This window comes from Streptomyces sp. ITFR-21 (genome assembly GCF_031844685.1).
In the GTDB taxonomy this organism is placed as follows: Bacteria; Actinomycetota; Actinomycetes; order Streptomycetales; family Streptomycetaceae; genus Actinacidiphila.
This window is the reverse complement of the sequence record NZ_CP134605.1, coordinates 409,829-427,487: the sequence shown is the minus strand read 5'-3', so window position 1 is coordinate 427,487 and position 17,659 is coordinate 409,829. Positions and strand designations below refer to the sequence as shown.

At 74.3% G+C, this 17,659-nt stretch carries 15 protein-coding genes; 11 read left to right on the top strand and 4 right to left on the bottom strand.

The window, feature by feature from the left end; translation table 11 throughout:
- Nucleotides 1-148: 148 nt before the first annotated feature.
- Nucleotides 149-1,234 (bottom strand): Gfo/Idh/MocA family protein, encoded by a 1,086-nt coding sequence (locus tag RLT57_RS01865; protein ID WP_311295602.1) that lies wholly within the window; start codon nt 1,232-1,234, stop codon nt 149-151.
- A 482-nt stretch (nt 1,235-1,716) separates the two neighbouring features.
- Here RLT57_RS01865 and RLT57_RS01860 point away from each other — a divergent pair, with 482 nt between their 5' ends.
- The 3 genes from RLT57_RS01860 to RLT57_RS01850 all read left to right on the top strand — a co-directional run bounded on the left by RLT57_RS01860 (nt 1,717) and on the right by RLT57_RS01850 (nt 5,060).
- On the top strand, nt 1,717-2,634 hold the full coding sequence (locus tag RLT57_RS01860; RefSeq protein WP_311295601.1) for a glycosyltransferase: 918 nt from the start codon (nt 1,717-1,719) through the stop codon (nt 2,632-2,634).
- A gap of 36 nt (nt 2,635-2,670) precedes the next feature.
- The gene (locus tag RLT57_RS01855; protein ID WP_311295600.1) at nt 2,671-3,948 is read left to right on the top strand and encodes an MFS transporter; all 1,278 of its coding nucleotides are present in this window, start codon (nt 2,671-2,673) and stop codon (nt 3,946-3,948) included.
- An 89-nt stretch (nt 3,949-4,037) separates the two neighbouring features.
- On the top strand, nt 4,038-5,060 hold the full coding sequence (locus RLT57_RS01850; protein ID WP_311295599.1) for a TolB-like translocation protein: 1,023 nt from the start codon (nt 4,038-4,040) through the stop codon (nt 5,058-5,060).
- Between the two features lie 21 nt (nt 5,061-5,081).
- Here RLT57_RS01850 and RLT57_RS01845 read toward each other — a convergent pair whose 3' ends face one another.
- Nucleotides 5,082-6,662: an MFS transporter gene (locus tag RLT57_RS01845; RefSeq protein ID WP_311295598.1), complete on the bottom strand. Its 1,581-nt coding sequence runs from the start codon at nt 6,660-6,662 to the stop codon at nt 5,082-5,084.
- Nucleotides 6,663-6,887: 225 nt separating this feature from the next.
- Here RLT57_RS01845 and RLT57_RS01840 point away from each other — a divergent pair, with 225 nt between their 5' ends.
- The 6 genes from RLT57_RS01840 (at nt 6,888) to RLT57_RS01815 (ending at nt 11,708) form a co-directional block, all read left to right on the top strand.
- Nucleotides 6,888-7,382: a peptidylprolyl isomerase gene (locus tag RLT57_RS01840; RefSeq protein WP_311295597.1), complete on the top strand. Its 495-nt coding sequence runs from the start codon at nt 6,888-6,890 to the stop codon at nt 7,380-7,382.
- A gap of 123 nt (nt 7,383-7,505) precedes the next feature.
- Nucleotides 7,506-8,312: a hypothetical protein gene (locus RLT57_RS01835; RefSeq protein WP_311295596.1), complete on the top strand. Its 807-nt coding sequence runs from the start codon at nt 7,506-7,508 to the stop codon at nt 8,310-8,312.
- A gap of 274 nt (nt 8,313-8,586) precedes the next feature.
- Entirely contained in the window at nt 8,587-9,804 is a 1,218-nt protein-coding gene (locus RLT57_RS01830) for a cytochrome P450 (protein WP_311295595.1), read from the top strand.
- Between the two features lie 56 nt (nt 9,805-9,860).
- Entirely contained in the window at nt 9,861-10,058 is a 198-nt protein-coding gene (locus RLT57_RS01825; RefSeq protein ID WP_311300533.1) for a ferredoxin, read from the top strand.
- Nucleotides 10,059-10,161: 103 nt separating this feature from the next.
- Complete coding sequence (locus RLT57_RS01820; RefSeq protein ID WP_311295594.1) at nt 10,162-10,449, top strand: hypothetical protein; 288 nt, start codon at nt 10,162-10,164, stop codon at nt 10,447-10,449.
- Nucleotides 10,450-10,532: 83 nt separating this feature from the next.
- The gene (locus tag RLT57_RS01815) at nt 10,533-11,708 is read left to right on the top strand and encodes a PP2C family protein-serine/threonine phosphatase (protein ID WP_311295593.1); all 1,176 of its coding nucleotides are present in this window, start codon (nt 10,533-10,535) and stop codon (nt 11,706-11,708) included.
- Nucleotides 11,709-11,737: 29 nt separating this feature from the next.
- On the opposite strand, the gene RLT57_RS01810 is transcribed toward RLT57_RS01815, so the two are convergent.
- Nucleotides 11,738-12,037: a DUF427 domain-containing protein gene (locus tag RLT57_RS01810; RefSeq protein WP_311295592.1), complete on the bottom strand. Its 300-nt coding sequence runs from the start codon at nt 12,035-12,037 to the stop codon at nt 11,738-11,740.
- Between the two features lie 184 nt (nt 12,038-12,221).
- Nucleotides 12,222-13,517, bottom strand: a complete 1,296-nt coding sequence (locus RLT57_RS01805) for an enolase C-terminal domain-like protein (protein ID WP_311295590.1) — start codon at nt 13,515-13,517, stop codon at nt 12,222-12,224.
- Between the two features lie 356 nt (nt 13,518-13,873).
- On the opposite strand from RLT57_RS01805, the gene RLT57_RS01800 reads away from it, so the two are divergent.
- Entirely contained in the window at nt 13,874-14,758 is an 885-nt protein-coding gene (locus RLT57_RS01800) for an NAD-dependent epimerase/dehydratase family protein (protein ID WP_311295589.1), read from the top strand.
- Between the two features lie 317 nt (nt 14,759-15,075).
- The gene (locus RLT57_RS01795; RefSeq protein ID WP_311295588.1) at nt 15,076-17,640 is read left to right on the top strand and encodes a carboxylate--amine ligase/circularly permuted type 2 ATP-grasp protein; all 2,565 of its coding nucleotides are present in this window, start codon (nt 15,076-15,078) and stop codon (nt 17,638-17,640) included.
- The last annotated feature ends 19 nt before the right edge of the window (nt 17,641-17,659 follow it).

Genomic DNA, 17,659 nt, shown 5'->3' with positions numbered 1-17,659 from the left:
TCGTCCCCCACTGATCCCGCTGGTTCCCAACTTGACTCGCTCATGTCGATCCGCTCGCTCGCGTCCGCCGTCTCGGGCGTATGGGTCTCCCGGGCGGCACGGAGCCGGGCCGGGCGTGTGGCTGCGGGCCGCCGGGCGGCGGCCGTGGTCAGTGCCCGGCGCGCAGGCCGACCACCGCGCCGCGGAACTCCAGGCTCCGCGACGCCGCTTCGAGGATGTCCAGCACCCGCAGGCCGGCCCGGCCGTCGGTGAGCGGCGCCCGGCCCTCGTTGATGGCCCCGGCGAACTCCTCGACCATGCTGCCGAGCGCCTCCTTCTCCTTGAGCGCCGGCGCGACCATGTCGCCCGAGCGGTAGGAGACCATCATGTCCCGGCGCTCGCTGGCCCCGATCTCCTGCGGCGCCGCCAGGTCCACCCCGCGGTCGAACACCGCGAGCCGCTGCGCCGGGTTGAGGTCGTCCCAGACCAGGGTGCGCTTGGAGCCGCCGACCATGGTGGTGCGGACCTTCGTCGGCGACAGCCAGTTCACGTGCACGTGGGCGATCGCGCCGGTGTTCAGCTGGAGGGTCAGATACGCCACGCACGCCCGGCCGGCGCCGATCGGGTCCGCGCCGTGCGCGGCGACCGCGACCGGCTCCGTGTTCTCCGGGAGGATGAAGTCCAGGATCGACAGGTCGTGGGGCGCGAGGTCCCACATCACGTCGATGTCCTTCTGTACCAGGCCGAGGTTGATCCGCACCGAGTCCACGAAGTGGATCTCGCCCAGCTGACCGGAGCGGACCAGCTCCCTGATGCCGGCCACCGCCGGGGTGTAGCAGTAGGTGTGGTCGCACATCAGGGTCAGCCCGCGGTCCGCGGCTTCGGCGACCAGCCGCGCGCCGTCCGCGTAGGTGGCCGCCAGCGGCTTCTCCACCAGGACGTGCTTGCCGGCCCTGACCGCGGCCAGCGCCACCTCCAGGTGGGTGCCCGCGGGGGTGGCCACCGCCACCGCGTCCACCGTCGGGTCGGCCAGTACGGCCGCGTAGTCCGAGGTGGCCGCGACGGTGGAGTAGCCGCCCAGCACCCGCTGGGCCCGGTCCACGTCGAGGTCGCACAGCCAGCGCAGCCGGAAGTCCGGGCTGGCCTGGAAGTTGCGCACCAGGTTGGGGCCCCAGTAGCCGGCCCCGACCACGGCGACTCCGAGCGCCCCGCCGTCCGGTCGCGCGGCTTTCCTGGTCTGGGTGCTGTCCGTCACGGTGTGCGTCTCCCCTTCGTACACGTCGGCTGGCCTGCCCGCCACGTCCGCACGGCGCGGAAGGCGGCGAGGGCAGCCGTGTGTCGCCCAGGAGTGACCCGGCCCACGGTCATGCGCTGTCCCCCCACCCCGCCGCGCCACCCCGGCGCGGCGGCCCCGGCGTCCCCACGCCCGCGCCGCCACGGAGTGCGTGGCTCTTTGGAGCTCTTAACATACTGACTGGTACTGACGGGTACGGGAACCGGTACCGAGCGGCCCCGGCCGCATCCCCGCGGCCGGGCCCACGCGTACAGCGGTGCCCGCTTCTTGTGATGTGCCGGACTTCCCCCGTGGTTCCCCGCGGCGCCGACCGCTCCGGCGGGGCTTCGCGCTCCGCACAAACCGGTTGCGCGACGCCCAATCTAGACCACTGGCCCCGGCACTGGGGAAGACTTGGACGAAACACCTGCCGACGGCACCGTTTCCGGCTGCATACTCACCCCGTGACGAGCATCGTGATACCCGCCCACAACGAGGAGCGGGTCATCGGCCGGCTGCTGGACGCCCTGACGAGCGACTACTGCAGCGAGTCCGGCGACCCGGCCGCCGGGCAGCCGCCCGACATCGTAGTAGTCTGCAACGGCTGCACCGACGACACGGCCAAGGTGGCGGGTGTCCGGCCCGGGGTGCGGGTGGTCGAGATCCCGGTCCCCTCCAAACACGTCGCACTGCGTACCGGTGACGAACACGCCCGCGGTTTCCCGCGGTTGTACGTCGACGCCGACGTGGTGCTCGGCGCCGGCGACGTCACGGCGCTGACCGACGCGCTCGCCGGCGCGCCGGGACTGCTGGCGGCGGCCCCCGAGCGGGAACTGCCGATGACCGGCTGCGACTGGCGGGTCCGGGCGTACTACCGGGTGTGGACGAGGCTGCCGGCGGTACGCGAGGGGCTGTTCGGGCGGGGGGTGATCGCGGTGACCGAGAAGGGCTACGACCGGCTCGCCGCGCTGCCCCCGCTGATGGCCGACGACCTCGCCGCGTCACTGGCCTTCGCGCCGGGGGAGCGGACGGTGGTCGCCGCCGCCCGTGTCGTCGTGCGGCCGCCGCGGACCTGGGCCGACCTGGTCAGGCGGCGGATCCGGGCCGCGGTCTCGACCGCGCAGTTGGAACACCGGCAGGCGCGGTCCGCGGGGGTTGGGGAACCCCGGCCGGAGGGCGCCCCGGAGCAGGACGCGGCACCGCCGTCGGCGCGGACGAGCACAGGAGACCTGCGTACGCTGCTGCGGCGGGAGCCGGGGCTGCTCCCGTCGGTGGCGGTGTTCCTGGCCGCGGCCGTCACGGCCCGCCGCAGGGCCGCGAAGACCATCCGCGACCAGGATTTCGGGACCTGGCTGCGGGACGAGAGCAGCCGTCAGGGCTGACCTCGGCAGGGGGAACGGAGCAAGGGGGGAAGGACCATGTATCTTGCGGACCGCGCCGCCCCGGCGGGCGCGAACACCGCCCCGGACGGCATCCGCCGGCCGGCCTGGCGGGTGCCACAGGTGGTGCTGGCGCTCGGGGCCGTCAGCCTGATAACCGACATCTCCTCGGAGATGGTCACCGCCGTACTGCCGCTGTACCTGGTGGTGGGCCTGGGGCTCAGCCCGCTGGGCTTCGGCACCCTGGACGGCGTCTACAACGGCGTCAGCGCGCTCGTCCAGCTCACCGGCGGGCACCTCGCCGACCGGGTGCGCAACCACAAGCTCATCGCCGGCCTCGGCTACGGGCTGTCCGCGCTGTGCAAGCCGCTGCTGCTGTTCGTGCAGAGCCTCGGGCCGCTCGGGGTGGTGCTGGCGCTGGAGCGCACCGGCAAGGGGCTGCGCACCTCGCCGCGCGACGCGCTGATATCGCTGTCCACCCCGGCGGAGTCCCGGGGCCGGGCCTTCGGCGTGCACCGCGCGATGGACACCACCGGAGCGGTGCTCGGGCCGATCACCGCCTTCCTGATCCTGCGCGCCGCCACCGACGGCTACCACGCGGTGTTCGGCGTCAGCGCCTGCGTCGCCGTGCTGGGCGTGCTGGTGCTGGTGCTGTTCGTGCCGGGCAGGCGGCAGTCGCGGGCCGAGGGCTTCGGCGGAGTGGCCGCCGAACGCGGCCGGCGGCCGGTGAACCTGCGCGAGGCGGCCGGCCTGCTGCGGCTGCCGCGGCTGCGGGCGCTGACCGGCTGCGCGGTGCTGCTCGGCCTGACCACGGTCAGCGACGCGTTCGTGTACCTGCTGCTCCAGCAGCGCGCCCACATCGGCGAGGAGTGGTTCCCGCTGATGCCGCTCGGCACCTCCGCGGTCTTCCTGCTGCTCGCGGTGCCCGCCGGGGTGCTCGCCGACCGGATCGGCCGGCGCGTCGTCTTCCTGGCCGGCCACGCGGGACTGCTCGCCGGGTACGCGCTGCTGCTGTGGGCGCCGGCCACTGCCGCCCTGCCGTACCTGGTGCTCGCGCTGCACGGCACCTTCTACGCCGCCACCGACGGCGTTCTGCCGGCCGCGGTCGCCGACGTCGTGCCGGAGGCGCTGCGCGGCAGCGGCCTCGCACTGGTCGGCACCGGCCAGGCGCTGGCCCGGTTCTGCTGCTCGCTGGCCTTCGGCGCCGCCTGGACCGTCTGGGGCGACACCCGGGCCCTGTTCGGCTCCGCGGTCGGGCTGCTGCTGTGCGCGGTGGTGGCCGGCCTGGTGCTGCGCCCGTCGGGCGGCCGGCGATGAGCGAACGGCCGCCCGTGCCACCGGTCCCCGGCCGACACGCCGAGCCGGCCCTCCTTCCGAACGACGCCACACGCCCGAGGACCACCACCATGACCCCCAGACACCGCCTGCTCGTTCTCGCCGTGGCGGTCCTGCTGCTCGCGGGCCTCGGCACCGGATTCGTGCTGCACGCCGCCTCCCAGGCGGACGCGAAGAACAAGCCCCGGGCCGGCGGCCCCGCCGTCGCCGGCGGGCCGGTGACGCTCACCCAGAAGAAGCGGCTGGCCTTCATCAACTCCGCCGTCGGCCCGAGCCGTACCGATGTCGCCACCGTCGCCGACGACCGGCCCGGCGGCGCGCGCACCGCCGCCGACCTCAAGTGCGCCCGGTTCTACGCGGCCGAGGGCACCGGGGTCTGCCTCCAGTCCGGCCTCGGCCTGGTCGCCCAGACCAACCGGGCGGTCGTCGTCGACAGCGCACTGCACACCCTGCGGACCTTCCCGCTGGCCGGCACCCCGAGCCGGGCCCGGGTCTCGCCCAGCGGCCACCTCGCCGCCTGGACGGTGTTCGTCGGCGGCGAGTCCTACGGGGCCGCGTTCTTCTCCACCCGCACCTCGATCGTGGACACCCGCACCTGGAAGCTGCTGCCCAACCTGGAGGACTTCGCGATCACGCTGGACGGCAAGAGGTACCGCAACGTGGACGACAACTTCTGGGGCGTCACCTTCGCGGCCGACGACGACACCTTCTACGCGACGCTCGGCACCAGCGGCCAGACGCACCTGGTGAGGGGCTCGGTCTCCCGCCGGACGATCGCCTCGGTCGGCGTGGACAACGTCGAGTGCCCCTCGCTGTCCCCGGACGGCACCCGGATCGCGTTCAAGAAGCGCGTGCTGGCCGGCGCCTCGCTCTGGCACGAGTACGTCCTGGACCTGCGCACCCTCCAGCAGACACCGCTGGCCGAACACCACAGCGTGGACGACCAGGCGGCGTGGATCGACGACGACACCGTCGCCTACGCGCTGCCGAAGGAGGGCGACACCAAGAGCACCGACCTGTGGAGCGTCCCCGCCGACGGCAGCGGCGCCCCGCACCTGCTGATTCCCGACGCCTCCTCCCCGGCGCCGCTGTAGCCGCCCGGCGCCGGCGCCCGGCTACTCCCGCGGCGCGCCGTCGCCCGGGGCCCTGGCCGCCGGGCCCGCACCGGACGGCTCGGCGACCGCCTCCTCGGCCTGCAGCCCGCGCTGGAGACCGAAGTAGGCCACGATCGCCGCGACGGCCATGATCCCGGCCATCACGAAGAAGATCGTCCGGGTGGCGTACGCGAAGTCCGCGCGGATGAAGTGCGGGATCACGGCGTCGCCCGAAGTGGACTGACGGGACTGCGCGATGTCGTGCGCCTGGGCGGACGCCCTGCCCGCCGGCACGCCCTGGGCGGCGAGCGAGGTGCGCACCCTCGACTCGAACCGCGCCACCGAGACGGTGCCCAGCACCGCCAGGCCCAGGCTGGCCGCGTAGTTGCGGACCGTCTGGGTGATGCCGGTGGCCTCGCCGTACGACAGCCGGGACGCCCGGTTGACCGCGTCGGTGCTGGCCGGCGTCAGCATCATGCCCATGCCGGCGCCGGCCAGCACGATGTACCAGAACTGGGCGCCGAAATCGAGGTCGGTGACCTTCCCGGCCAGCAGGTAGAAGCCCACCGCGCCGAGCACGCAGCCGAGCACCACCGGCCGTCTGGCACCGCCCCGGTCCAGCAGCCGGCCGCCGATCTGCGAGGCGATGACGAAGCCGATGAAGAAGTCCAGCAGGTACAGCCCGGCGCCCGAGGCGGACTTGCCCAGGCCGATCTGCGCGTACTCGCTGGCGAAGAAGAAGAACGGGACGAAGACCAGCATCGTGATGCCCAGCACCAGGTTCTCCACCAGGAACGCCCGGTTGCGGAAGATCCCCACCCGGATCAGCGGCGAGGCGGTGCGCGCCTCCACTCGGTGGAAGACCACCAGCAGCGCCAGTCCGGCCGCGACGCACAGCCCGGTGGCCGGGTTCGACCAGTGCCAGATCTGCGCCTGCTGGAAGCCGAACACGCTCAGCGCCACGCCGGCGACGATCAGCGCCAGCCCCCGGTAGTCCATCGGCGCCGGCCGGTGCTCGGTGACCGGCCGGGACAGCGCGATCAGGATCAGCGCGATCACCGCGACGGGGATGTTCACCCAGAAGATGGCCCGCCAGGTCCACTCGGTCAGATACCCGCCGAGGATCGGGCCGACCGCGGTCAGTCCGCCGGCGACGCCGAAGAACAGCGCCAGCGCCTTGCCGCGCTCGCGGAGCGCGAACGTCTGCACCACGATACCGAGCGCAGCGGGGAACATGATCGCCCCGCCCACGCCCTGCACGGCCCGGAACACCACGATCCACGCCTGCGCGAGCGAGCCCTTCGGGGTGAGCCCGCACAGCAGGGACGCGGCGGCGAAGACCACCACCCCGGCCACCACCACCCGGCGGTGGCCGACGGTGTCCGCGAGCCGCCCGCCGTAGGCGAAGAACGCGGCGAGCGTCAGCAGGTACGCGTTGACCGCCCACTGCACGCCCGTGCTGGACAGGTCCAGCTCGTCCTGGATCTGCGGTACGGCGATGGACACGATGGTCTGGTCGATGAAGGTCATGGCGACGGCGAAGATCATCGCCGCGAGCACGAGGTTCCGTGACCGCCCGCCGCTGTCCACCGTGGCCGCCATGTGTTCTCCCTCTTCCCGGTTCCTTCGGTCTCCGCCGGTTCCACCGGACTTCCCCCGGTGTCCTGCGGACGTCCTGCGGACGCGTCCGTCCGGCGCTCCATCATCCGCTCCCGCCGCCCGGCACCCGAGGAGCCCCCGCCGGGCGGAGCCGGCACACCGGGGAAGGGGCGGCCGGGGGAGGGGCGGTGGTCCGCCGCACCCGGTGAGGATGTCAGGATGGAGCCCATGGACAACGTGTATTTCGACATCTCCATCGACGGCGCGCCCGCCGGGCGGATCGTCTTCCGCCTCTTCGACGACGTGGTGCCCAAGACCGCGCAGAACTTCCGCGAGCTGGCCACCGGCCAGCACGGCTTCGGCTACGCCGGCTCCGCCTTCCACCGGGTGATCCCGGACTTCATGCTCCAGGGCGGCGACTTCACCAGCGGCGACGGCCGCGGCGGCAAGAGCGTCTACGGCAACAAGTTCCCTGACGAGAACTTCCAGCTCAAGCACGACCGGCCGTTCCTGCTGTCGATGGCGAACGCCGGCCCGAACACCAACGGCTCGCAGTTCTTCATCACCACCGTGGTGACGTCCTGGCTGGACGGCAAGCACGTGGTGTTCGGCGAGGTCGTCGAGGGCTCGGAACTGGTCAAGCAGATCGAGACCAAGGGCACCCGCAGCGGCAACCCCACCTCCAAGGTCGTCATCACCGAGTCGGGCACGATCGCCTCCTGACCCCACTCCAGGGTCGCCGACCCCGGAAATGCCCCCGGCCGTCCGCCGCGCCGGGGGCTTCGCCACGCGCCCGCCACCGGGCCCGGCGGATTCGGGCCGGGCGACGCGGGTAGCCGACCGGGCATGAACACCGCTGAACCCGTGGGCCGTTCGCTGCGGCGGCCGACCCGGCCGGCCGTACTCGTCGCGGTCCTGCTGCTTGCGCTCGCCGTGATCGTCACCCTGGTCCTGAGCGGCCACGACGGCCGCCGCGGCGGCCGCCCCGGGCCCGGCGCCCTCGGCCTGGCCGCCCCCGCGGCCCCCGACGGCGCCACCACCGCCGGCTTCCACGCCGGCGACACCGACCTGGTGGTCCTCGACGGCGTCTCCGGCCGGATCCAGGTCACCGCGGACCCCGGCGCCCACCAGGTCACCGGGACCTTCCACCGCGGCGACGGCGTGCCCGCCCGGATCCGGACCGCCGCCCGCGACGCCGCCGGCGCGCGAACCCTCACCCTCGGCTGCCAGGACGCGCGCGGCGACGGCACACCGTGCGCCGGCGAGCTGGTCCTGACCGTGCCCGCACACACCGGGCTGCGGCTGCGGCAGACCTCGGGGGAGACCGACCTCACCGGCATCGGGGGGCCGTTGACGGTCACCACCGCCTCCGACCGGTTCACCGCGCGGGGCCTGCGCCCCTCCCGGGCCGATGTCGCGGTCACCTCGGGCAGCGCCGACCTGGCCTTCGCCGCCCCGCCGGACGCCCTCGCGGTACGGGCCACCTCCGCCGCGATGACCCTGCGGCTGCCCGCCGCGGCCGGCGGCGGCTACGCCGTCACCACCTCGGCCGCCTCCGCCGACGTCCAGGTCCGGGTGCCGCACCGGGCGGACGCGCCGCACCGGGTCTCGCTCCAGGTGCTGTCCGGCTCGCTGGCGGTGCTGCCGGGCTGACCGGCCGGCCGGCCGGGTGGCCGGCGCGACGGACCGGCCGGGCCTGCCCGCTGATCGGGCGACGGGCCCGCCACGGACACGTGTTCGGTACCGGAACCCGCTGGCGGGAGGGGCACCGGCGGGTTCCGGTCAGATTCCGCGGGCGGGCCGGTGCGCACTTCCGCGGGTACGCAGCGCGAGCTAGCGTGACAGCAGGTTAATTGCCCCGAGCATCTGGTGTAGCGGGCAATTACCTCCGTGCCCTCGCACGCCCCTCCGGAAGGAGCGCCCCTCCATGGCCTTAACCGGACCACGACCCGCCACCCTCACCGCCCCCGCCCCGCGCGGGACCTGCCCCTTCGACCCGCCGCCAGCCTACGAGCGGGCCCGCGCCGAACACCCCGTCACCCGCGCCGACCTGTGGGACGGCTCGTCCTGCTGGCTGCTGACCGGCCACCAGGACGTCAGGACCGTGCTGCGCGACCCCCGCTTCAGCGCCGACGCCACCCACCCCGGCTTCCCGTTCCTCAACGCAGGACGCAAGGTCCTCACCAGCCGGCACCCGTCCTTCATCCGGATGGACGACCCCGAACACGCCCGGCTGCGCCGGATGCTGACCGCCGACTTCATGGTCAAGCGGATCGAGGCGCTGCGCCCCGAGATCCAGCGGCTCACCGACGACCTGCTGGACCGGATGACCGAGGGCCGCCAGGAGGCCGACCTGGTGGCCGGCTTCGCGCTGCCGCTGCCCTCCATCGTCATCTGCTCGATGCTCGGCGTGCCCTACGAGGACCACGCCTTCTTCCAGGAGCGCAGCCGCATCATGCTCGACCAGGCGTCCGCGCCCGAGCGGATCGAGCAGGCCCAGGACGAACTGCTGCGCTACCTCGCCCGGCTGGCCGACACCAAGGCCACCGCGCCCGACGACAGCATCCTGGGCCGGCTGGCCGCCTCCGGTGAGCTGGACCGGGACGAGACCGCCGCCATGGCCCGGCTGCTGCTGGTCGCCGGGCACGAGACCACCGCCAACATGACGGCCCTGTCCGTACTGGCCCTGCTGCGAAACCCCGACCAGCTCGCCCGGCTGCGCGCCGCGGTGCTGGCCGGCGACGACCCGGCGGTGCGCGGCGCGGTGGAGGAACTGCTGCGCTACCTGTCCATCGTGCAGAGCGGTGTCGCCCGGGTGGCCACCGAGGACGTCACCGTCGGCGACACCCGGATACGGGCCGGTGAGGGCGTGCTGTGCATGCTCAACGCCGCCAACCGCGACGAGGACGCCTTCCCGGGCGGCGGCGCCCTGGACGTGGCCCGCGACGCCCGCCGGCACGTCGCCTTCGGTTTCGGGGTCCACCAGTGCCTGGGCCAGCCGCTGGCCCGGGTGGAACTCCAGGTCGCGCTGGCCACCGTGCTGCGCCGGCTGCCCGAACTGCGGCTCGCGGTGCCGTTCGAGGAGATCGCGTTCCGGACCGACATGATCGTCTACGGCGTCCACGCGCTGCCCGTCACGTGGTGACCGGCCCCGCCGCACGATCCGTTCCCGTCGTCCCGCCACCCGGAGGACCCATGGCCATGCGTGTCCGCGTCGACCGGGAGAAATGCTGCGGAGCAGGTCAGTGCGTCCTGGCCGCGCCCGGCGTCTTCGACCAGTCCGACGAGGAGGGCATCGTCGTCCTCCTCGACCCGACCCCGCCCGCCGGCGCGCACGCCGCCGTCCGCGACGCCGCCGCGTTCTGCCCGGCGGGCGTGATCGCCTTCGAGGAGGCGTAGCCGGAAAAGAGCTGATCGCGAGCCTGGTGCGGGCTCTTCCGCCGTCCGGCGGCGGTCGTCGCAATCCGGCACATCCCTCCGCCGGGCGCCGTAGGCTCTGCGCGTGAGCAACGGTGTCGGTGAGGGTCGGGAATGCGCGCGCTGCGCCGAGCTGGCCGCCAGGTTCGAAGATCCGGCGACGCCCAACCCGGGCGCCTTCCTCTACGGCTGGGCGACCCATCACCTCGACGACCACGAAACGGAGCCGCTACCGCGCGAGGGCTGCGCGGAGTGCGCGCGGTACGCCGGACCGAGCGGAGCCGTTCACCCCAGGGTGTGGCTCCGCTGGGCCCGGACGCACTACATGTCCTGCGCGCTCGCCCCCGGCTGGAGCCCGCCCGCGGCCGGTTAGCGCCTGCCGGCGGGATCTGTCCGCGGGCCCCGGCCGCGCCCGGCGGCACGATATGACCTGATCGTCCCGATACGCTCAGGTCTGTGACCACACCCGAACGCCCCCGGCGCCGCCGTGTGCCGAGGCACGGCGGAGACCTCTCCCGGCTCTCCCCGCTGCTGCTGACCGCGGTGATCGGCTCGCTCGCGGTGTCCACGCCCAAGGACTTCACCATCAGCCGGCTGCTGCCGGCCGCCCCGGCACTGGCGGCGTCGATGTGGTCGGTGGCCGCCACCGTCGCCCTCGGCGTGCTGACGATGCTCCTGGTGCTCGGCGTCCAGTTCGCCTACGGCGAGCCCGCCACCGCCTTCGCCGCCGCCGCCGTCGCCGCGGTCACCGCCGCGGCCGCGTACGCCGCCCATGTGCGGCTCCAACGCGAACGCACCCTGACCCGGGTCCGGTCGGTCGCCGACGCCGCCCAGGCGGTGGTCCTGCGCCCGGTGCCGCGGCACATCGGCGGCGTCGGCATCGAGTCGCTCTACCTGGCGGCGGCCGAGGAGGCCAGGATCGGCGGCGACTTCTTCGAGGCACTGGAGACCCCGTACGGCGTGCGGCTGCTCCTCGGCGACGTGCGCGGCAAGGGCCTGTCGGCGGTGGGCGTGGCCAGCGCGCTCACCAACTCCTTCCGCGAGGCCGCCTACGACGAACCGGACCTGGCCGGTGTCGCCCGCCGGCTGGACGTCACCTTCGGCCGGTACACCGCCTCCCGGCCGGCCGACGACGCCGCGGAGCGGTTCGCCACCGCCGTGTTCGCCCAGATCCCGCCCGTCGGCGACCGGGTCGAACTGCTCAACTGCGGCCACCCGCCGCCGCTGCTGCTGTGCGGAAGCGGGGTCCGCCGGCTGGATCCCGACCTGCCGTCGCCGCCGCTGAACATGGCCGCGCTGATCGGCGGCGGATACCACGTGGACGCCTTCCGGCTGGCCCCCGGCGACGCGCTGCTGCTGTGCACCGACGGCGTGACCGAGACCCGGGACCGGGCCGGCGCGTTCTTCCCGCTGCTGGAGTGGGCGCGCCGGCTGCACCCGACCGAGGACGGCGAGCTGCTCGGGCTGCTGCACGAGCAGCTGGTGCGGTTCAGCGACGGCGGCCTCGACGACGACATCGCCGCGCTCGTCGTCCGCCGCGAGGCCGGGCCGCCTGCCGCGTTTCCGCCGCCGGACCGGCCCTCGGGCCCGCGGCCGGACCCGCCGCCGGTCCGGCCTCCTGACCGGCGGTAGGGACCCGCCGCCAAACGGGGACCCGCGGGTCAGCCCACCGTGACCTTCCGGTCGAAGGCCACGTAGCCGCTGAAGTCCCGCCCGACCCGGCCGACCGCCGACGCCGGCGGATCGGGGTACGCCCACGCCGCGTCCGGGTACGAGCCCTCCGCGGTCTGCACGGTGTAGTACTGGGCCACGCCCTTCCACGGGCAGGTGTACGGAGTCTCGCTGCGGCTGAGGGCCTGGGCGGTCACCGCGTCCGGCGGGAAGTACCAGTTGCCCTCGATGGTGAGCACCTCGGTGTCCGAAGCGTCCGCGAGGACCGTTCCGTCGAGTACCGCCTGCATGGGTTGTTCCCCTCTCCACTGGTCCGACGGCCGTGCGGACCGGTCGGCCGGGCCGCGCCGCCCGCCGCCCGTTCACCGGACGCCTACCCGCCCCGCGGCTGCGCAGCGGCCGCCGCCCGGCCCCGTACCCCGTCCGGCCCAGCCGCTGCCCGGGGCGCCGGTCCCGCCGCCGGTCCCGCCGTCCTCAGGGGGCGTCGAGGCCGCCGTCGGGGTGCCGCACGCCCGTCGCCCACCGCTCGTGCAGGAACTTCGTCGGCGGGTACCTGGCCGCCTCCTTCTCGTCCAGGTCCACCCCCCACCCGGGCCGTTCGGACGGCGCCAGGTGCCCTTCGCGCACCACCGGTGTGCCGGGGAAGACCTCGTTGGCCGCGTCGTTGTAGGTGTGCGACTCCTGGTAGCCGAAGGCCGGCGTGGAGACGTCCACCGCCAGGTTCGCCGCCACGCCCACCGGCGAGATGTCGCCGGGGGAGTGGAACGCGGTCCGCACCCCGACCAGTTCGGCGAGCGCCACCAGCTTGCGGGTCGGGGTGAGGCCGCCGACCGCGGAGGTGTGCAGCCGCAGCAGGTCGATCCCCCCGTCCCTGATCAGCCGTACCGCGTCCCCGACCGAGCCGATCTGCTCACCCACCGCGATCGGCACCGGCGAGGCTGCGCGCACCTCCGGCAGCCGGTCGTACAGCTCGGGCGGGATCACGTCCTCCAGGAACGACAGCCGGTACGGCTCCAGGGCCCGCGCCAGCACCACCGCCTGCTTGGGCGTCAGCCGGCTGTGCACGTCGTGCATCAGGCTCACCTCCTCGCCGAGCCGCTCGCGTGCCGCCGCGAACAGCCGCGGGGTGGCCCGCAGGTACTGGGCCGTGTCCCAGCCGTCCGGGTGCGGTGAACGCGGGTAGCCGCCGCGGGTGCCCGGGGCGCCGTACGTGCCGAGGCCCGGCCCGCCGACCTGGAGCCGGATGTGCCGGTAGCCCTGCGCCAGCAGCGTCTCGGCCTGCTCCAGCGTCTCCTCCACCGTGCCGCCCGCCGCGTGCGAGTAGACCTCGACGGCCGCCCGGCTGCGTCCGCCGAGCAGCTCGTACACCGGCATCCCGGCACGCTTGCCGGCGATGTCCCACAGGGCCTGGTCCACCCCGGACAGCGCGTTGTTCAGCACCGGCCCGTTGCGCCAGTACGACGAGTAGTGCACCGACCGGGTGATGTCCTCGATGTCCGCCGGGTGCCGCCCGACCACCAGCGGGCCGACGTGCTCGTCGACCGCGGCCACCACCGCCGCGTACCGCTGGGTGAAGGTGGCGCACCCCAGCCCGTACAGGCCCGGCTCGGAGGTGTCGACCCGGACCACCACCAGCGGCATGCCCTCGGGCGCGGTGACGACCGCCCGTACCGCGGTCACCCGCAGGGCGTCGCGGGCCGGCCACGGGGGCATGGCCTGCGGCAGCGAGCCGGAGTCGTCCAGCAGTCGGTTCGGGTCGGATCCGGTCATCGCGCAACTCCGGTTCGCATCTCGATGAGTACCTGTCAGCACCTGTCAGCACCTGCCGGTACTGCCGGTACCTGTCAGTACCGGCCGGCGTCCGCCGGCGGCTGCGGGCAGCCGTCGCCAGCCGTCGCCAGCCGTCGCCGGCCGGGGGAGACCGCGGGCAGCCCCGGGCCGCCGCCGACGAGGGCGGGCAAGGGGGCGGGCAGGGTGAATCGGGCCCGGTGATCGTCGGCGCGCCCAGTCAATCACAGCCGGTCAATGCTATGGGCATGTTAAATTCTCGACACCCCACCGGGCAGCGCGGCGGCCGAGACGGCGCCGGCCCGGCCGCGCCGAGAGGAACCGAGAGGAAGGCCGCAGTGAAGGTCCTGGTCACCGGCGCGGGCGGCGCGCTCGGCCGCGAAGTGGTCGCCCACCTGCGGGGAACGGGCTGGACGGTACGGGCCCTCGACCGCGCTCCGGTCGCCGCGGACGCCGCCGACGAGGTGGTCACCGGCGAGCTCCTCGCCCCCGGGATCCTCGACGGCGCGCTCCACGCGGTGGACGCGGTCGTACACACCGCGGCCATCCCCTCGCCCGACTCCGCACCCCACGACGAGGTGTTCGGCAACAACGTGCAGGCCACCTACCGCGTTCTGGACGCCGCCGGGCGGCACGGCGTCGGCCGGGCGGTCAACGTCTCCAGTCTGTCCGCGCTCGGCATCGCCTTCTCCGAAAGCGGCGCCGGGCCGCTCGGCGTGCCCGTCACCGAGGAGCACCCCTTCGTCGGCGACGACGTGTACGGGCTGTCGAAGTACCTCGGCGAGATCACCGCCGACGCGGCCGCGCGGCGCTGGGGCATGACCATAGCCAGCCTGCGCTTCCCGTTCCTTGGGACCGGCGACCGGCTGCGGCGGCAGCTCGACCGGGTCCACCGCGACCCCGGCTTCGACCGCGGCGGCCTGTGGGGCTGGCTCGACACCCGCGACGCCGCCCGCGCGGTGGGCGCCGCCCTGACCGCCCCGCTCACCGGCCCCGCCGACGGCCCCGGCCCCGCCGCCCGTACCGCGCACACGGTCATCAACGTCGCCGCCCCCGACACCAGCGCGCTGGAACCGACCGCCGAACTCCTGCGCCGCTACCACCCGCACGCCCGCCTCGACGAGCCGCTGGACGGCTTCACCGTGCCGTTCTCGCTGCACCGCAGCCGCGAACTGCTCGACTTCACCCCCCGCCACTCCTGGCGCGGCGGGCAACCGGTCTGACACCCGTCCGACCCCCGTCCCGCAGCGGGTCCGGCGCCGCTGCCGCACCCCGTCCCCGCGGATCCGTCGCGGGGGTCTCTTGAATCGTCGGCCGGTCGGCCCGACACTTCTCGGACAGCGACTGCTCGACTGCATTCGCCCCGAGCACTCGGTAGTCCACCGCAACGAGGCGGCGACCACAGGCGGTTGGTCACCGCTCGGTACCGGGTGCGGTCAACGACCCCACGTGCACCACCAAGCCGGCAGGGCAGGAGACGCCTGGAGCGTCCCGGCGCCGGTGAACCCTGCGTGAGGATCTGACGTTGAGAGGAGACGGCGTGGCCGTCGCGGTCGGAGTCGAAGAGGAATTCCACGTGGTGGACCTGACGTCGGGCACCCTCGTCCCCCGCGCCCGCGCGGTGCTGGACCGGCTGCCCGAACGCGGTTTCACCACCGAACTGCAGCAGTCCATCGTGGAGGCCAACAGCAGGCCGCACCGCGCCCTCGGCGACCTGCTGGAGGACATCAAGGCGTCCCGCCGCGCGCTGGCCGCCGCCGCCGAGCCGCTCGGGCTCGGGGTGGTCGCCGCCGGCACCGCGCCGATGGCCCGGCTGGGCACCATCGACACCACCGCCGACCCCCGCTACCGGCGGATGACCGAGAACTACCGGGTCGTCGCCGAGGAGCAGCTGATCTGCGGCCTCCAGGTCCACGTCGACGTGCCCGACCGGGACACCGGCATCATGGCCATGGGCCTGCTCTCGCCGTGGCTGCCCGCCCTGCTCGCGCTGTCCGCCAGCTCACCGTTCTGGCTCGGCTCCGACACCGGCTACGCCAGCTGGCGCACCCTGCTGTGGCAACGCTGGCCCACCACCGGACCGGCCGGCCACTTCCGCTCCGCCGACCACTACGACGAGGTGATCGCCGGCCTCGTCACCTCCGGCGTCATCAGCGACGCGGGCATGGTCTACTACGATGTCCGCCCCTCCGCACACCTGCAGACCCTCGAACTGCGGATCTGCGACGCCTGTCCGCGCGCCGAGACCGCCGTGATGATCGCCGGCCTGTTCCGCGCCCTGGTGGTCGACGCCTGCGACGCCGTGGCCGAGGGCCGGCGCGGCGACGACGAACGCCTGGAGTGGCTGCGCGCCGCGACCTGGCGGGCGGCCCGCTCCGGCCTGGAGGGCGACCTGGTGCACCCGGTCGACGGCGCGCCCCGCCCGGCACCGCGCGTCATCCGCTCCCTGGTGACCCGGCTGCGCCCGGCCCTGGAGCGCACCGGCGACTGGACCGACGTGGTCGAACTGACCGAGGAGGCACTGGGCCAGGGCAGCGCCGCGCACCGGGTGCGGCGGACCGCCGAGACCGACGGCCTGCCCGCCGCCGTCACCCAACTCGTCGCCCAGACCCGCGGCGACGAGGGCGTCGGACACCACCCGCACCACAACGGCCTGCTGCGCGGCTACCGCGCCGACCACGACGAGATGGTCGACCTGGCCGGCGAGGTCCGGCCGCTGTACCGGCCGGTGCTCGCCGAACTCGACCGGGCCGGCGTCGCCGGCCTGCAGCAGGCCGGCCGCACCCGCCAGCAGCGGCAGCGCGCCCAAGGCGTGGTGTTCCGCACCGACGGCGACGACACCCACCGGATCTTCCCGTTCGACGTGGTGCCCCGGCTGGTCACCGCCGACGACTGGGCGATGCTGGAACGCGGCCTGATCCAGCGGGTCCGCGCCCTGGAGGCGTTCCTGCACGACGCCTACGGCGAGCAGACCGCGCTGCGCGACGGGGTGGTCCCGGCCGGCTTCCTGCCGCAGCCGCAGGCCGCCAGGGAGGGGGCGCTGCCGACCCGGCCGGGACTGGTCCGCATCGCCGTGGCCGGCATAGACCTGGTACGGGACGCGGTCCGCGGCTGGCTGGTGCTGGAGGACAACCTGCGGGTGCCCTCCGGTATCGCCTACTCGCTGGCCGCCCGCCGGCTGGCCCCGATCGAGCCGTGGCCGCGGGTGGCGGGTGTCGAGGGCGTCACCGCGGTGCTGGCCCGTACGCTGCGCGCCGCCGCGCCCGGCCCCGACCCGCGGGTGCTGGTGCTCAGTGACGGCCCCGGCAACTCCGCCTGGTACGAACACCGCACCCTCGCCGCGGAGATGGACTTCGCCCTGCACACCGCCGACGACCTGGTGGTCCGCGGCGGGCGGCTGTACGCGGTCCGGCCCGGCCGCAACGCGCCCGCCGGCGCGGCCGCGGACGAGCGCCCGTACGATGTCGTCTACCGCCGGATCGACGAGGACGACCTCGCCAAGGCGACCGGCGCCGACGGCCTGCCGCTGTGGCCCGGCCTGACCGCCGCCACCCGCGCCGGCGCGCTCACCTTCGCCAACGCCTGGGGCAACGGCATCGCCGACGACAAGGCGCTGTACGCGCTGGTGCCCCGGCTGATCCGCTACCACCTCGGCGAGGAGCCGCTGCTCGGCCAGGTCCCCACCATGCTTCCGGGCGAACCCGGCGTGCTGGACGAGGTGCTCGACCGGCTCGCCGAACTCGTCGTCAAGCCGGTCGACGGCCAGGGCGGCGCCGGCGTCGTCATCGGCCCGCACGCCTCGCCCGAGGAACTCGCCCGGCTCCGCGCCGAACTGCTGGTCTCCCCGCAGAACTGGGTGGCGCAGGACGTCGTCCAGCTGACCAGCCACCCCACCTTCGACGGTGAGCGGCTGGAGCCGCGGGTGGTGGACCTGCGGGTGTTCGTCTGCTCCGAGCGGGAAGGAGACGGACTCGGCGCCGTCGGCCTCAACCCCACGGTGCTGCCGTCGGCGATGACCCGGGTCGCGGCCGGCGGCAGCCTCATCGTCAATTCCTCACGGGGCGGCGGCGCGAAGGACACCTGGATTCTGCGCGGCGATTCATGACGGACCGCCCCCACCGGAG

Coding starts and splice junctions, on each gene's coding strand:
- RLT57_RS01855 (WP_311295600.1), top strand. CDS start 2,671: ATGTATCTTGCGGACCGCGCCGCCCCGGCGGGCGCGAACACCGCCCCG.
- RLT57_RS01850 (WP_311295599.1), top strand. CDS start 4,038: ATGACCCCCAGACACCGCCTGCTCGTTCTCGCCGTGGCGGTCCTGCTG.
- RLT57_RS01845 (WP_311295598.1), bottom strand. CDS start 6,662: ATGGCGGCCACGGTGGACAGCGGCGGGCGGTCACGGAACCTCGTGCTC.
- RLT57_RS01840 (WP_311295597.1), top strand. CDS start 6,888: ATGGACAACGTGTATTTCGACATCTCCATCGACGGCGCGCCCGCCGGG.
- RLT57_RS01835 (WP_311295596.1), top strand. CDS start 7,506: ATGAACACCGCTGAACCCGTGGGCCGTTCGCTGCGGCGGCCGACCCGG.
- RLT57_RS01830 (WP_311295595.1), top strand. CDS start 8,587: ATGGCCTTAACCGGACCACGACCCGCCACCCTCACCGCCCCCGCCCCG.
- RLT57_RS01825 (WP_311300533.1), top strand. CDS start 9,861: ATGCGTGTCCGCGTCGACCGGGAGAAATGCTGCGGAGCAGGTCAGTGC.
- RLT57_RS01810 (WP_311295592.1), bottom strand. CDS start 12,037: ATGCAGGCGGTACTCGACGGAACGGTCCTCGCGGACGCTTCGGACACC.
- RLT57_RS01805 (WP_311295590.1), bottom strand. CDS start 13,517: ATGACCGGATCCGACCCGAACCGACTGCTGGACGACTCCGGCTCGCTG.